The organism is Spirosoma koreense (genome assembly GCF_054777875.1).
In genome coordinates this window covers 129916-146323 of record NZ_BAAHAC010000001.1, presented here as the reverse complement: position 1 = coordinate 146323, position 16408 = coordinate 129916, and the positions used below count along the sequence as shown (strand labels likewise).

General features: G+C 47.3%; 11 protein-coding genes. 6 read left to right on the top strand and 5 right to left on the bottom strand.

Translation table 11 applies throughout. The annotated features are described in order from the left end of the window. Positions 1-99 precede the first annotated feature (99 nt). Positions 100-429 carry a hypothetical protein gene (locus ACYVC2_RS00620; RefSeq protein WP_461100321.1) on the bottom strand — a complete coding sequence of 110 codons (330 nt, stop codon included), beginning with the start codon at positions 427-429 and terminating at the stop codon, positions 100-102. A 1317-nt stretch (positions 430-1746) separates the two neighbouring features. Here ACYVC2_RS00620 and ACYVC2_RS00615 point away from each other — a divergent pair. After that, positions 1747-2331: a hypothetical protein gene (locus ACYVC2_RS00615; protein ID WP_461100320.1), complete on the top strand. Its 585-nt coding sequence runs from the start codon at positions 1747-1749 to the stop codon at positions 2329-2331. A gap of 55 nt (positions 2332-2386) precedes the next feature. Then, positions 2387-2797: a response regulator gene (locus ACYVC2_RS00610; RefSeq protein WP_461100319.1), complete on the top strand. Its 411-nt coding sequence runs from the start codon at positions 2387-2389 to the stop codon at positions 2795-2797. Between the two features lie 156 nt (positions 2798-2953). On the opposite strand, the gene ACYVC2_RS00605 is transcribed toward ACYVC2_RS00610, so the two are convergent. Together ACYVC2_RS00605 and ACYVC2_RS00600 are read right to left on the bottom strand one after the other, a co-directional pair. Further along, a complete protein-coding gene (locus ACYVC2_RS00605; RefSeq protein WP_461100318.1) occupies positions 2954-4273 on the bottom strand; it encodes an NAD(P)/FAD-dependent oxidoreductase in 1320 nt (439 codons plus the stop codon). Between the two features lie 41 nt (positions 4274-4314). Next, positions 4315-5013 (bottom strand): SDR family NAD(P)-dependent oxidoreductase, encoded by a 699-nt coding sequence (locus ACYVC2_RS00600; protein WP_461100317.1) that lies wholly within the window; start codon positions 5011-5013, stop codon positions 4315-4317. 624 nt (positions 5014-5637) lie between these two features. On the opposite strand from ACYVC2_RS00600, the gene ACYVC2_RS00595 reads away from it, so the two are divergent. Next, on the top strand, positions 5638-7704 hold the full coding sequence (locus ACYVC2_RS00595) for a sigma 54-interacting transcriptional regulator (protein ID WP_461100316.1): 2067 nt from the start codon (positions 5638-5640) through the stop codon (positions 7702-7704). Positions 7705-7752: 48 nt separating this feature from the next. Here the strand turns inward: ACYVC2_RS00595 and ACYVC2_RS00590 are convergent, their stop codons facing one another. Together ACYVC2_RS00590 and ACYVC2_RS00585 are read right to left on the bottom strand one after the other, a co-directional pair. After that, a complete protein-coding gene (locus ACYVC2_RS00590) occupies positions 7753-8298 on the bottom strand; it encodes a DsbA family protein (RefSeq protein ID WP_461100315.1) in 546 nt (181 codons plus the stop codon). Positions 8299-8388: 90 nt separating this feature from the next. Then, positions 8389-8862: a nuclear transport factor 2 family protein gene (locus tag ACYVC2_RS00585; protein WP_461100314.1), complete on the bottom strand. Its 474-nt coding sequence runs from the start codon at positions 8860-8862 to the stop codon at positions 8389-8391. A 556-nt stretch (positions 8863-9418) separates the two neighbouring features. Here ACYVC2_RS00585 and ACYVC2_RS00580 point away from each other — a divergent pair. The 3 genes from ACYVC2_RS00580 to ACYVC2_RS00570 all read left to right on the top strand — a co-directional run bounded on the left by ACYVC2_RS00580 (position 9419) and on the right by ACYVC2_RS00570 (position 16404). Continuing rightward, entirely contained in the window at positions 9419-11617 is a 2199-nt protein-coding gene (locus tag ACYVC2_RS00580; RefSeq protein WP_461100313.1) for a tetratricopeptide repeat-containing sensor histidine kinase, read from the top strand. A 163-nt stretch (positions 11618-11780) separates the two neighbouring features. Beyond that, positions 11781-14078 carry a tetratricopeptide repeat-containing sensor histidine kinase gene (locus tag ACYVC2_RS00575; RefSeq protein WP_461100312.1) on the top strand — a complete coding sequence of 766 codons (2298 nt, stop codon included), beginning with the start codon at positions 11781-11783 and terminating at the stop codon, positions 14076-14078. Positions 14079-14556: 478 nt separating this feature from the next. Next, positions 14557-16404 carry a tetratricopeptide repeat-containing sensor histidine kinase gene (locus ACYVC2_RS00570; protein WP_461100311.1) on the top strand — a complete coding sequence of 616 codons (1848 nt, stop codon included), beginning with the start codon at positions 14557-14559 and terminating at the stop codon, positions 16402-16404. Positions 16405-16408: the final 4 nt, after the last annotated feature.

Sequence of the window (16408 nt, the reverse complement as noted above, 5' to 3'; positions counted from 1 at the left end):
CCCATGTTAACTTCAGACTTGCTCACACTGGTGGCTCTTCATCAGCAGTCAAAGTAGTGAAAAGTGACCTAATTTGAACTGCGCTTCAAACGTACTATGTTAACCCTTTGAGTTATGAAAGTATTTGTAAGCATAACTTTCAATCTTACCAGTACCTGTCAGCTCCTTACCTTCCTCATTATAAAGCTTATATACTTCCTGACGGTTTCCGATGGATGCTTCACCCTCTAAACCTAGGAGAACTGTATACAGGGTGTCAGTAATAGTTGCATCTAACACTTTGTACAAAGCTTCTGAATTATCTGGGGTTAGACTCATTTGCTGAATCAAGTCTGCCACCATAGTCTTATCAGCCTGGGGCTTAAAATAGCTAGCAAGTAGCTCCTGCTTGAGTTGAAAAAACCCTTTTACAAAGTCTTCTGTAGACATCTATTTCTATAGTTAATCCTGTCCCGACGTTATTTTACTCGTAGTTTAGGAGTTCAATCTACAGAAATTCCATTAACATAATAGTAGCCTTTTGACCTCCCTTTCCAACGTACAATCGGGTCTGTTCTCAGTACTGGTATGGGGTAGTTTATCTCGGAATATTCCCTTAACATAAGAATGCTTATACAACAAAACAAATACCTCTAATACCTCTATAATTGATCTATATTTATCTCATAATCAGTCCAATATCCTACCAATTATTAATATTAGGTTGCAATCAATTGCCGATTTAGGCTGAGAGTTTAGTGTGGCCAATTTGACTGATGCCATTGAAGTAGTTCGCCCATACATCGATCCTAAGATTATTCAGACAGTGTCTGAACAATTCAGCAGGTTTTATTTCGTGGTGTTTGTTATTATCAAAAACAAGTTGAAGCGAGGATTTTCTGCAAACAACTAGATTGGAGCGCTGGAGTGTCCGTATACTAATGGCATATGCAATATAGTATGACCTTTCAGCGATTTTGTGGCTGTCCGAGATTCGAAGAGACAGTTTGAAACGAATTAGCCCAATTGCGTAATGATAGTCAACTCACATCTTACTTAATACTGCTAATACTGTTATTGTGACAAAATTCGCTCAGAAAAAGCGTGAAGTGAGTTAAAACCCTGAACTACTAAACTGAACGGGTTTTTTGAACGCAAAAAGGGCCGTTTTCAGTCACTTCCCTCCTACCCGACCATCGTTCATTTAAACGTCCGATTTGGTTCGGGGGACTGGGTACAAATAGTAAAACTATAAATTATAATCGCTCGAATACGACGACCACTCCCCAATAGGCCAATATAGTAATAGTTATAAGTACACTCGCAGTTATTCTGAACACCAGTTTCAAGTCGAGTTCTTAGTCTTTCTTCTACAATTCACGGTTAATAATAAAAGGCTGTTTAGGCTACAGGCATTTTTCAGTAATAAAGTTGCCCTACCTGATCAAGTCCAAACTGCAGAAAAGCACAGATACCTATAGAGAATAAAGCCAAGGGAAGCAAAAGGCTTCGGACTGATGCTTGCCTACCTTAGCTCTACATCCAATTCTCGAATTTTCTGGAGTATTTGACAGGAAATCCAGATTGTTTGGAGCTATACCTGCACGCGTGTGGGTGTGAATGGATTGAAATTATGCGCTACAAGTACAATTTGGGCCTATTCACTAAACGAATGGCCGGAACGGGAAAGTGGCATGTAAATCGCCTGTAAGTCATATACAATGATAGACGTACGGCGGAGTACATCTACTCGAAAACTAACTTAGTATGGCTTTTTTAACCCTTCCTTCAACAGGGCGATCCTGGTGGCTGCTCTACCTGCGCTCGGGACTTTTCGCCGGTATTGGCATACTGATGGTTTTCGCAGTAGGCGCTCAGTCCTTCGTACTTATTTCATTGAGTGCGCTACTGAGTATAGCTGGCTTCCTGGCAATGCGTTTTCGGCAGGTTTGCAAAATAGCAAGGACAGCCACAAACTGGTTTTTGGTTGCGGGCCTAATGGATATTGGTGCTGGCCTAGCCCTGCTTTTTTACCTTCACCAGCCCGATCAAGGCATTGTGTTGGTAGTCGGCGCCTGGGGTATTCTAGTGGCGCTGATTCAGGCCGTAGAAGCCATGTTTATATTTATTGGTCTGCAAACACCTAGTGAAAGCCGGGATGGTTCAGGTACATTTATTCACTTCTTAAACGTACTGATTTGTGGTGGAATCGCCTTTATGCTTTTGCTACAGCCCATCGGCGCTGATTCTACGCAAGTTGTGTGTTTGTTTTTTATTGCTTTAAGCGTTGCCTTGTTATTCATGACGCGTCGGCTAGAGGTGGATGAAAGGGCGGTATCAGCCACAAAATAAGCGTTACTAAATAGGAACTAGCCTTTTCAGTTTCACGATCTGTTTCCGTTACTTTATGAAACTCGTTTCGCCGAGTACTTCCGTACTGATCGTTGACGACGATGAAGATGATCGCTGGTTAATGTGCCATGCTTTTCATCAAGTATGTCCTCAGGTCAATCCAATGTTTGCAAAGGATAGTAGAGAGGCTATTGACTGTTTGCAGATAATGCCTCTTCCGGTATTTATTCTAACGGATTTAAATATGCCTGGAATAAATGGGGCGGAGTTGGTAGAGCAATTGCGGCATCATCCCTTTTATCGAACGATTCCAGTCGTAATTTGCTCAACGTCTGATTCCGAACAAGATCGTCAGAAATGCTATCTGGCGGGCGCTAACGCTTTCATCACTAAACCGCATCAGTTAGCAGATTTAACGGAGCTGGTCCGTAGTTTACTGACTGTCTGGACAAGAAAATATGAATAGAAATTCACTATCACGTTAAGAAACAACTGGTCATAGAGTCAATCCGTTTGGACCACTCATTGGCCACAGTAGAATTTTTTTCTTACTCAGTGGGTAGGTTATAATCCCACCCACTGAGTAAGGCTGTTTTTTGGAGATGGGATAAACCAACGGGAATTAAAGTGGTACCGAGGCTCCCGAAACGCTGGTCACGGCCTCAACGGGCGCATTCTGAAATCGGGTAATTAACCGCGAAGCCCGGCTGTAGCTGAAGTAATTAACCGCCCAGTTTAGCACTGTGGAGGCTTTGTTTCGGAACCCAACCAGCAACAGTAGATGCACGCCCATCCAGAGTAACCAGGCCATAAAACCCTGCGTATGCCAGAACGGTAGTTCAACGACCGCCCGATTTCGGCCAATAACCGCCATCACTCCTTTATTTGTGTAGTGAAACGGTTGAAGCGGCTGTTGTAGACTTAGGGCAACTAGGTTCTTCGCCAGCCACTGCCCTTGTTGGATGGCTGGGGGCGCTAACCCCGGAAGTCCCTGTGGATAATCAGGAAGTGCCTGAAGGGCATTATCGCCAATGGCAAATACATTCTCATAGCCCGCTACCTGATTACACGCGTTAACACTATACCGATTTCCTTTGCCAATGCTGGCGGGCGATAAACCCGGAATAATCACGCCTTCTACCCCGGCCGTCCAAAACAACGTCCGGGCGGCATGGGTGTCGCCATTATTAAAGGTAACGACAGCTCCATCGTAGGATTGAACCAGAACGTTTAGATGGACGGTTACGCCCATCCGATTCATGAACTGACGGGCTTTCCGGGAGGAATCTTCACTCATGCTTTTTAATAATCGGTTATTGGTCTCGACCAGGTGAATTTTCATGTGCTTCAGAGGCAGTTCGGGGTAATCTTTGGCAAGTATAACATCGCGCAGTTCGGCAATGGCCCCGGCCAGTTCTACGCCCGTTGGGCCACCCCCGGCAATGACGATGTTTACTTGTTCGAGTTGTTGTTGCTTATCGGATAACTCCAGGGCTCGTTCGCAGTTTTCCAGCAGGCGACTCCGTAAGGCCAGGGCATTTCGTACCGTCTTCATAGGGAGGGCATGGCGTAATAACTCATCATTCCGATAAAAATTGGCCTGTGAACCGCAGGCCAGCACGAGGTAATCATAGCGCAGGATGCCGAGGGAGGTAGTCAGTTTATTTAGATGCGGATCAATCTGAAGGACCTCCGTCATTCGAAAATGGAAATGGGGTTGCCCGTTGAAGATTTCACGAACGGGTTCGGCAATGGCGTCTGGTTCCAGGCCGGCCGTTGCCACCTGATAAAGTAATGGCAGGAAGGTGTGGTAATTACTCTTGTCGAGCAATACGACTTCAAGCGATTTTCCTTTCAAGGATTTCGCCAGCTGTATGCCGCCAAACCCACTGCCAACGATGACAACGCGGGGTAAACCGGAATCGGGAATGTTGACTTCCATCAGTATAGTAGTTTTCTAATAAATTGGTTACCAGCCCGCGATCAGGCTCGATTGTACACCTCAAGTACGGGTTCCCGAAGAGCGCGGCCCGCTTGAAACAGCACAAAATCAATGGTGTCTGCCAGTATTTGGGGATCAACCCATGCTGTAAAATCGGCATCCGGCATCGCCCGACGGTTTGCCTCGGTATTAATAACACTGGGGGCAATCACCGTAGAGACAATTGCGTGTTCCTTGCCCGACGCATTGATCAGGCTCGACAAGTCCAACAGCAGCGATTTGGATAAGGTATAGGCCACCGCTTGCCGACCGAATTCGGCGTTTAGGGCTTGCCGGGCACCGATCAGTACGAACCGCCCTCCTGTGGGCTGGCGACTCATGTGGTCAAACAGGGGTTGAACTACATAGTAAGCCGTTTTAAAATTCAGCGTCAGCATACGCTCCAGTATATCTCCGCTTGTTTCAGCCAGCGAACCACCCGTATACCCACCGGCCAATAGTATAGCGGCATCGATGGGCCCATGATTATGAATAACCTGTTGTATCAACGTATGCACCTGGACTTCTTCAGACAGATCTGTTTCATAAGTGTAGAGCAGATCTGAGAAGCCATGAATAAGGGTTTGTGGATTGTCGTTGTACTGTCGCGTAGCAATAACGAGATGTCCTTCGTTCAGCAGGGTTTGGGTGACGACCTGGCCCAACCCACCAGAAGCACCAGTTATGAATACAGTAGCCATGAATACACAGTTTTGGTATGCAAAGAGCTGGATAAAATCCGTTGAAAGTCCAGTTCCACAGCTTCTCTATCTGCTTTAATGCCAGTATTTATTTTCGATCAGTAATTCTAAAAATAGGCATTACCAGGCGGTTAAGGGGTATTTTTAACCATAGAAAGTAATTTGTCAAATGTATAAGCATCCAAATAATTCGGACTTTTAGTAAACTACTCCAATTTTTCTGAAGTTTGCCATAGGCCCTATGGCGGCCGTGATCCTGCGTGACCAAGACAGGTTTCTCTGCATCAATGGCTGTCTCTATCCCCTATTTCGGCGATGCTGGATGACTGTAATAAAGTAAACTGGAGAACTCCAGAAAATCTGGATTTTTCCACAGCTTGTCTGTAGTTTTCTTAAGTAGGATACTGAATTGTGCGCCGACCTAGTCACCTAGGTAAATTAAATTTCTGGTCAGAAAAATAATTTTCTCAGCTATACTTACTGGGCTCAGGATGGTTAGATAACACACATGAACTACCTGGCGAGTAACGTATTAACTTTACGTTTTGCCCAACTATGGGCTCAATTCTTGTAAGGCACTATACAGGCAATTCGAATTCAACCCTTCCTGAATGTTCCCAGGCCATGCAGCAACACCTTAATCTACCGCTTTCCTCGACGTCCACCTGTCAGATACTGATCGTGGAAGATGAATACATTATCGCCAATGACCTGGGGTTAATTCTGCGCGTTGCCGGGTATCCCGTTCTGGGAGTTGCCGATTCTGTGGCCGAAGCCCTGACACTTATTGGGCAGCATAGGCCCGATATGGTGTTGCTCGACATTTACTTGAAAGGGAAAGAAACCGGTATCGACTTAGCCAAACAGTTGGAAGACAAAGGCATTCCATTCATCTATATCTCGGCCAATGACAACAAAAGTGTACTGGAGCAGGTAAAAGCGACGCAGCCCAGCGGCTATATCGTGAAGCCCTTCCGGGAAAAAGATATACTGACAACGCTGGAAATCAGTCGGTACCGTCACGCGCACAGCGTGGAGATGAGACTACGGGAGGAAAAAGCCCTGCAAATTGGCCTCACCGATGCCTTGTCTACCTCGGAAAGCTGGGAACAGAAACTTCTGAACGCAGCCCGACTACTGCAACCCTATGTACCGTTCGACTTTCTGACCATTCAGTACCAGAAGAACGGAGTTAATCAGAGTTATAATTTTTACCAGATCGGATTTGATGAATATAAATCCCTGACCCTAAAGGATCTGCATCCGATGACGGGCATTCCGGCTGAACAACTGCTGGCAATGCAGGCGGGAATGCGCTTTGACGAACCTGACCGCTTCAATGAAGAGAGCTTCGACGATTTTTGTCAAACCCATCGTTATGGGCAGGTTCTGGCCAAGTCGTTTCGGCTCCAGTCTGGGCTGGTCATGCCGTTATGCATGAACAGCAATGATTCGTTTGCGCTCCTTTTTCTGAGCCGCAAACCCGATGTCTATCGGTCGTCGCACCTGACCCTGTTGGAACGGTTAGAGCAGCCAATTGTCCTGATGCTGGAGCGCGTACTGGCTTTTGAAGAGGTGGCCCGGCTTAGTGAACAGCTCCAGCGCGAAAAGAATTATCTTCAGGAAGAGGTAAAAACAACCGCCAATTTCGAAGAGATCATCGGCCGTAGCCAGTCTATACTGCGGGTATTCGAGCAGGTTAATCAGGTTGCCTATACTGATACAACGGTGTTGATTCTAGGGGAAAGCGGGACCGGCAAAGAGTTGATTGCCAGAGCTATTCATAACCTCTCTCCCCGAAGTAGCAAGATTCTGGTCAAAATAAACTGTGCGGCACTGCCTGCCTCACTCATCGAGTCGGAGCTGTTCGGCCACGAGAAAGGGGCTTTCACGGGGGCTTTTGAGAAACGGATCGGTAAGTTTGAACTGGCTCAGGAGGGTACCATTTTCCTGGATGAGATCGGGGAGTTGCCGCTGGAGTTGCAGGCCAAGCTGTTACGGGTATTGCAGGAAAAAGAGATCGAACGAATCGGCGGGAAAACCCCCATAAAAACCGATGTACGTATTATTGCCGCTACGAACCGTAGTCTGGAAAAAGAAGTGGCCGAAGGGCGCTTCCGCATGGATCTTTATTTCCGGCTCGCAACCTTCCCCATTACATTACCAGCCCTGCGCGAACGAGCAGGGGACATTCCTTTACTGGCTCACTTCTTCGCTCAGAAATCAGCCCGGAAGATGGGAAAACCATTTCGGGGTATTAACCCTCAGGTACTGGACGAACTGGTCAACTACGCCTGGCCGGGTAACATCCGGGAACTGGAAAACGTCATGGAGCAGGCAGTAATTCTCAATGACGGGCAGACTTCCCTTGAATTGGGCCGCCCTTTAGTAAGCAATCTCTTCAAGATCAGCAGACCTATCCTTTCACCGGAGAACACAACTCGTGATACTGACCAGGCTGCAAGTGGCCTTCCTAAAGACCTGAACGATATAAAGCAAATTCAGCTGCAAACCGAACGGGACTACATTCTGGCTGTGCTCAAACGTACCAATGGCCGCATCCGGGGCAGCCATGGCGCGGCTGAATTACTCAACCTGAAACCAACAACACTGGAATACCGGATGGATAAACTGGGCATTCGCAAAACCGTTCACATAGATCCCAGTATCCCCTCGGCTGACCCTGACTGATAATAGTAAGGTGGACATCATGTTTACCCGTAATAAAATCGCGCCTGTTTATTCACCCCGTCCCCAATAGATCATACCCCTGGCAACATCCACTTTGCTGAGCACGGGCTGAGTATGGCGACTTAAGTGATATTGGATGAGTGGTGCCAGACGGGACAATGTCATCTTTCCATAGAATCGGTGTCCGTCAACGAACAACGCAGGTGTGGTCAGTACGCCGAGTCGGAGTCCTTCCTGTCGGTCTGCTTCTATTCGATGATGCAGGGCTTTATCATCCAAATCGGTTAAAAACTGATGGTATTGCAACCCCAGCTTAATGGCAAGCACAGAAAGTGTTGTTCGAGAGATGGTCGGCAGGGTAAACAACGCCTGATACATAGGCCAGAACTGCTCTTGTCGGCGGGCGGCTTCTGCTGCCAGCGCTGCCATTCCGGATGCTTCGCACTGGTCGTTGGGAAAATAGCGGTAGGTATACCGCACCCGGCCATCGAACGTGCTTAATACCGAATTGAGTAAGGTCCGGCTCTGCCGGCACTGTCTGCCAGTGAAGTCACCAAATTCAGTCAACTCGACGGTAGGTACCGGACCACCCATGTCGGCAAGGAAATTGTTTGCTGTTGAATTCATAAACCAAAAAAGAAAAAGTGGATCAACCAGTGGAGTTTCTGTGATGAAGGCTATGTGTCAGTTAAGCGAAGGAAAGCCCCCGTAAGCGAAAAAATAGGTCGTAGGTTCAACCCGGCTCAGGTGCCTTCTAACCTCCCCCATGTAGTAATAACCACTAACGATCTGCCCTTTTTGAATCCGGTAGACATGGGTAAAGGGTGCGCTGTACCAAAATCCATTTTTCTCGCGTCGAAACTGGTAGTTGCCAATCACAATACCGCCAATGGGGGAGCCAATGACTTCACTAACAACTTCGTGCCATTCTGGGTAGCTGCGCTTAAACTGACGCCGGTAGTTTTCGAAAACATCTTGCCCAAGGTGAGTGCCTGCGCAGACATGCCCATCAGCCAGTTTCCAGGTACAGTGGGGGTGAATAAAAGCAGGATCTGGGGTCTTAATCCAGTCGTCGAGCAAACGAACGTGGAATCCCTCAATAAGGGTCGTCATGGGCGGGCCAACAAGCCAGCGGAAGCAGGTAACGAGTAGGTTCATGAAGATTGGGTTCGGGGAAACGACAAAACGATTTCTTCTTTAAGCAAGTCAACTCCTGTGCCACGTAATGGCCATCGGTCGCAGGAAGTAGAGAATGGCCATCGTGAAGCTCAGATCGCCATTCTCTTTATAAATGCCTGGCTGATAGACCAATGACAACGCAAAAAATCTCCAAAATAATGGACACATCCACCCCATAACTCCAACTTCTTTAGAGTTAGCCGTCGCTGGAGTACAACTTATAAAGGCCGTTTGACGTGAAAGAAGGCATCCAAACCCGGTGCCATTTTTGTAGGGTGGATAGGAAGCGTTTAAAGACGTCGGCAATCCAGGCATCCGCTGACATTCCGAACGTATTGTAGCTTACTAAATCATGATGGAGTCAGTACCCTTTTTTCCGTTTGTTCAGTCACGAGTAAGACCGATTGGCCCGGCACGATCAACCCTGTCACCAATCCTTCTTTGGACTTCCAGATATGCCTGGGTAATTGTCTGCCTGTTTATTGGTTTGTTCACGAGTCATCAACCCGCCCACGGACAAAACATAAACCGGCAGATGGCGAACCAGCTTCTGGTTCAGTTAGCCAAAAGCAAGGCCGATACTGGCCGGGTGAGAATCCTGTTCGAACTGGGCAAGTACCAGCTTTTTAAACCGGGTAATGTTCCCGCCGATCTGACGAGAAGCCTGGCCTATTTGACCCAAGCAAAGCACCTGAGCGATTCATTGCACCTGCTGACCTGGCAGCACGAAATTGATGCCGTACGAGTGGCGAATTATTTAGAGGGAGCCAACCGCCAGGAGGCCTATGCGCTGTTTGACCAGTTAATCGCCGACTGCCGACGAACGGGCGATCGGGCCTCCGAAGCCAACGCCCGCTTTCGTCTGGGCTATTGTATTTCGTTTACGACCAAGAAGTATCCTGAAATCTTCGACAATTATAACCAGGCCATCGCCATCTACCAGTCACTACATAACCAGAAACAGGAGTTGCTGATCCGGCACGAAATTGCGGGGCTGCACACAAATCTGGGGCAACTGGACCTGGCTGAAAAGGAGTTTCAGACAATCCTGAAGCGCTACCAAGCGATTGGCTATCCAAAACTTCATTACACCTACAACTGGCTGTCGACCATTAGCCGACTGAAAGGTGACTTCAACAAAAGCCTTTTTTACTCCCTGCAATGCATCGAGAGCATGAACCGGACGGGCGATACGGTATCGGCGGCCAGTTTTTACGGTAACCTGGCCCAGATGTATTTTGAGCTGGGGCGGTACCGGCAGAGCAACGAATGGTATAGAAAGACGCTGGCTAAATGGCAGCAGGAAGGGCTGCCAAATTTCGGGATGTACAATGCGGCCAACATCATTGTTCGGGATTTAATTAGCCAGCATAAACCACAGGAAGCGCTCAAGCTGATCAACGATCTGGCCACCCAGATTCCAACGATAAATTTCATCCAGAAGGGGTCGGTCGCCCAGAGTTTCGCCTATAGTTATGATGCGCTGAAGAATGATAAACTAGCCGAAAAGTACTACCTGGAGGCTATGATGTACTACATGGAGGCCAACCATGATTTTGAAATGTCGCGCAAGGCCCAAATGGAGGTTGGTCGATTTTACCTGGAACGTAACCAGTTTAAAAGAGCCAATTTTTATGTAAGGCCTTTACTGGTTGATTCAACAAAGAAAAATTCTCTTTCCCTGCTGAAAGATATTCATTACATTTTGTTCAAAATCGACTCGGCTACGGGAGATTACAGATCGGCCATTTCTCATTTTCGAGTTCATAAAGCATTGAATGATTCGATCTTTAACGAAACGAAAAACCATCAGTTCGATCAGTTGGAAGTCCAGTATGAAACCCAGAAGAATCGGCAAAATATCGTGCTTCTGGAGAAACAGAAAACCCTACAGGAGGGCGAACTGAAACAGGCTCGAATTGTTCGTAATGGCATTCTGGGCGGGTCGATTCTGTTGCTTTGTTTGCTGGCTTTGAGTTATAACCGATACCGGCTCAAACGACGCAGCAATCAGCTGCTAGAAATCAAACAACATGAGATAAACCGAAAAAACCAGACGCTGGAAACCCTGCTGACCGAACAACAACAACTGCTGACCGAGAAAGAATGGATGCTCAAGGAAATCCACCACCGGGTCAAAAATAACCTTCAGATCATCACCAGCCTGCTCCATTCCCAGGGCGTCTTTCTGAAAGACGAAGCGGCCCAGTCAGCCATTCGGGAAAGCCAGAACCGGGTCCATGCCATGGCCCTAATCCATCAGAAGCTTTACCAGTCGGAACGGCTGGCGGCTATCCCGATGGCGGGTTACGTGGCCGAGATCGTCGATTATCTGATCAAGTCTTTCGACCGGGAAGGTACCATTCGTAAACGGATCAACGTCATGCCGCTGGAACTGGACGTTACACTGGCGGTACCGCTGGGGTTGATTTTAAATGAAGCGGTGACCAATTCCTTAAAATATGCCTTCGAGGATGGTAAGCCGGGTATTATCTGCGTCGAGCTGACGGCACAGGCAAATCACTACCTGTTGGTTATCAGCGATGACGGTACGGGCCTTCCCGCCGACTTCAACCCGCAGATGAGCCAGACCCTGGGCATGAGTCTGATGCATGGATTGAGCAAGCAGATTGGAGGAAGCCTGCAAATACGTCAGGGTGACGATAACGGGATTGACGTACGGCTTGAGTTTTCGGAAGAAACTGTCGGTAAAGAGCAGATAACCGCACTATAATCAGCCGCTTAGTTTGCTGGTATTCTGGCAAATAGGGTTGAAATTGCATAAGAATACGAAAAGGGCTATTGCGCATAGTCATTTATTCATGAAGCGAATCGCTACGTCTGATCACCGACAATCATCAATAGGGCTACCTGAGGTTGTCTTCTCTGACAGACCTATGCGTTGGCTTCTTTTTAAACGCTTTGTCCCGTGCTCCGGGCTGTTGATTTACCTGCTTTTAACAAACCTGCTGAGTCAGGGGCAGAATATAAACCGGCAAATGGTGAATCAGTATTTGAAGCAGTTGGCCGGTAATCCGAACGACACTAGCCGCATCAATGCGCTGATTGAGCTGGGAAAATTTCACGTGCTGAAATACGGCGAAGTAAAAGTGGATTTAGACAGCGCCAGAGTGTATTTGAATCAGGCGAAAGCATTAAGTACAGCCCTTCATTTGCCTGCCAAACGCCACGCAGCCGAGACAATGCTGGTGGTTGCCCACATGGAATTAAGGGACACCACGACGGGGAAACTACTTTTTAATGAACTCATCAACGACTGTAAACGCACAAATGACCAAGGTGGACAAGCCGATGCACTGGCCAGATTTGGTGCTTGCTCCGTATTTACGACAAAAAATTTGCCAGTGGTGGAAGCTTGCTATGCACAGGCGGCTTCGCTTTATCACGCACTAGGGAATTACGAGTCCGAAATTTTGATCCTTCGTGAAATTGCTGCGTTTCATGCCAATCAGGGAAAACTGAATTTGGGCAATAGCGAGTTCATCAATGTGTTGAATCGCTACCAAGCGATTGGCTACCCCAAACTCCATTATACCTACAGCTGGCTCTCCTACATCAACCGATTAAAAGGCAATTATGGTAAAGCCCTAGGCTATTCGTTTCAGTGTCTGGAGAGCATGAACCGGACGCAGGACACCCTGCTCGCGGCCACATTTTATGGTGATGTGGCCCAGATCTACTGGGAGTTGGGAAAGCAGGAACAGGCCATCAACTGGTATAAGAAAGCACTCCAGAAATGGCGGCAGGAAAAACAGGCCGACCTACCCATGTACAACGTTGCCAGCATTATTGCCCGGGATATGACTGCCCACCATCAACCGCAGAAAGCCATCAACCTGTTGACTTCACTCGTCCGGGAAATTCCGCCGATCAACAAAGTACAAAAAGGCTGTATCGCACAAAGTCTGGCTAATAGCTACCAATCCCTGCATCAGTCTGCCCTAGCCGAGCGCTATTATCTGGAAGCGATTGACTGGTACGAAAAATCACACCAGAATACAGAGATGTCGCAGAAAGTTCAGGCTGAAGTCGGTCAGTTTTATCTGGAGCAGCAGGACATTAAACAGGCGGGACTGTTTCTGAAAAAAGCGCTGGCTTTTATTCCCCAGAAGCACGCCTTGTCGACGGTGAAAGACATCCACTACATGCTCTTTAAGGTTGATTCTACCCAGGGAAATTATTTATCTGCCATTCGGCACTTCCGGCTTCATAAAGCGCTGAACGATTCGCTTTTCAACGAAACCAAGGCAAAGCAGATTGCCCAGCTGGAAATTCAGTATGAGACAAAAGAAAACAAACATAACATCAGCCTGCTCAGAAAAGAAAGCAGCCTTCAGGCAACCGAATTAAACCAGGCCCGAACCATTCGAAATACGATCCTGATTTGCTCGATTCTGTTGCTTTGTTTGCTGGCTTTGAGTTATAACCGATACCGGCTCAAACGACGCAGCAATCAGCTGCTAGAAATCAAACAACATGAGATAAACCGAAAAAACCAGACGCTGGAAACCCTGCTGACCGAACAACAACAACTGCTGACCGAGAAAGAATGGATGCTCAAGGAAATCCACCACCGGGTCAAAAATAACCTTCAGATCATCACCAGCCTGCTCCATTCCCAGGGCGTCTTTCTGAAAGACGAAGCGGCCCAGTCAGCCATTCGGGAAAGCCAGAACCGGGTCCATGCCATGGCCCTGATCCATCAGAAGCTTTACCAGTCGGAACGGCTGACGGTTATTTCCATGGCCGATTATGTGACGGAGATCGTTGATTATCTGATCCAATCGTTTGACCGGGAAGGTACCGTTCGTAAGGTGATTTCACTGGCTCCCGTTGATCTGGATGTAACGCTGGCGGTTCCGCTGGGTCTGATTATCAACGAAATCGTCACCAATTCTCTAAAACACGCCTTTCCATCCAATCAGTCGGGCCTTATCCGGGTTGACCTTCTCATGCTGGACAGCCAAACCTACCAGCTTACGGTCAGCGATAATGGTGTTGGTCAGTCCGTTGCCATACATCCAAATCGTAGTCAGACGTTAGGCATGAGCCTGATCCGGGGATTGAGTAAGCAACTGGGTGGTCGTCTGCAAATCAATCAGAACGACGGAGTGCAGATAAGCCTGACGTTTACCGAAGAAAAAATAGTCAACGAAATGGTCGGTAAGGAATAGCGGTTTTATCATGTACGCTATTTTTCACTCATTAACGTACGTTTATCGCACTAATGAACTTGATTCGCCAATGATAAACAGGAAGCAGTTAATTAGTCTGAGTATCTGGTACCTGTTTACCCTACAGGTTCAGGCTCAGTTTTCTGCTCCACAACTCGACAGTGTGCGAAATCAACTGAGAGCCAGCCAGAACGATACTACACGGGTAAAACTATTGCTGGAACTGGGTAAGTATAAGCTTGAGCTTTCTACCAAAACCAAAGCGAATCAGGACAGCACCCTCCTGCTTTTTCAGCAGGCATTAACGCTGAGTAATCAGCTTGATGAGCGAAAATGGATAGACGAAAGTCTGTATCAGCTAGGTACCTACTATTTCAGAAAGAACGAACTGGCACAAGGAAAAGCTTATTTCAATCAGGTTATTAAAGCCTACCAGCAGGCAGGTAATAAATCTCAGGAAAGTAAAGCGTGGTTCAGGATGGGCGCGGGTTTTGTACAGAAAGACGAAAATTTCCCTGAAATTTTAACCACGTATGGTCATGCGCTGGCCATGGTAAACCAACTCGGCGACCGACAACAGGAAGCTGTCTTACGGTCGGCTATGGGCATTATTTACAGCATACAGGGTAAGTTCAGTGAGGCTGAACAGGAGTACCTGCGTACCCTGACGATCCAAAAAGCCACCGGCGATAAAAACATTTATAAAACGTACTTTTCGCTCTCAAACACTGGGTTCTATCGGGGCGATTTCAATAGTGCATTGGCGTATGCGCTCAAGATGATTAAAGCCGTAGAAGGTACTGGGAATACCGGTGAACTGGATTATGCATACTTCAGGCTGGGAAATGTGTATTTTGAATTAGGTCAGATCGGTAAAAGTGTCGAAGCGTATAGAAAGTCACTGGCTATCAGTAAGCAAAAAGGGCAGACTAACGTAGACGTTGGGTTGGCTAAGAAGTTGGCCAGAGCCTTAATTAAACAGGGAAGAGCGGACGAAGCGTTTTTGTTTTTGACTGATGTTGAACGAAAAAACGGTCAGGTTAGTGCTTACGAGAACATGGTGATGGCTGAAAGCTTAGGGGAGTGCTATGCCGCGCTTAAGCAATACAAGCTGGCCGAAACCTATTATTTGAAGAGCATTGCCTGGAGTAACCAAATATTAGCCTGGGAAGCACTCGTTGCCTACATGGGCATTGGACGATTTTATGTAGCAACGAACCAGTTTACCAAAGCCAATCCCTTTCTCCAGAAACTGCTGTCGGCTCCGCAGGGTCAAGTGCCCGCCAATATCATCATGGAAGTCCATTTAATGCAGTTCAAAGTAGATTCTGCTGCCGGTCGTTATGTTGCTGCTATTGCTCAGTTTCAGCAGTACAAGGCGTTAAATGACTCCATATTTAATGCAGGCAAAAGCAAACAGATTAACGAACTGGAAATTCAGTATGAGACTCAAAAAAAGGAGCAGCAAATACAGCTACTGACTGAAAAAGAGCAGCATCATCAAAGCGAATTGAGACGGTCGCAAACGACCCGCTATGGCGTCATTGCCGGGGCTATTCTACTGGCGGGTATGCTCGGCGTGAGCTACAACCGGTACCGGCTCAAACAACGCAGTCATCAGCTCTTACAGGCTCAGCAGCTGGAAATCAACACGAAAAACGATTCTCTCCAGCAAGCCCTTACTGAAAAAGATCAGCTTTTGGAGGAGAAAGAATGGATGCTCAAAGAGATCCATCACCGTGTTAAAAATAACCTTCAGATTATCAGCAGTTTGCTCCATTCTCAAAGCGTGTTTTTAACCGACCCGATGGCCCAGTCAGCCATACGCGAAAGTCAGAATCGCGTACACGCGATGGCGCTGATTCATCAAAAGATGTATCAGTCCGACAAATTGGCTAACGTTGACCTATCGGAGTATATAGAAGAAATTGTTGACTACCTGATTACAAGTTTTGACCGACAGGATACGGTCGGGAGGCAGATTTCCGTGGCACCTGTCGGGTTAGACATAACGCTGGCCGTGCCGCTTGGCCTTCTCATTAACGAAGCGGTAACCAACTCATTAAAGCACGCCTTTCCGTCTGAACAGACCGGTTGTATCGTCATTGAACTAATAAAACCTGATCGCAAAACCTATCGGCTTACGATCAGGGATAATGGCATCGGCTTACCTGCCGATGTCAACCCGAACCAAAGTCAAACACTGGGCTTAAGCTTGATACGGGGATTGAGCAAACAGTTGCAGGGCACTCTTCAAGTTGATCAGAACGATGGGGTACAACTAATTTTGCTGTTTTCGGCAGAGAAGATAAACGATGAGAGGTAATCAA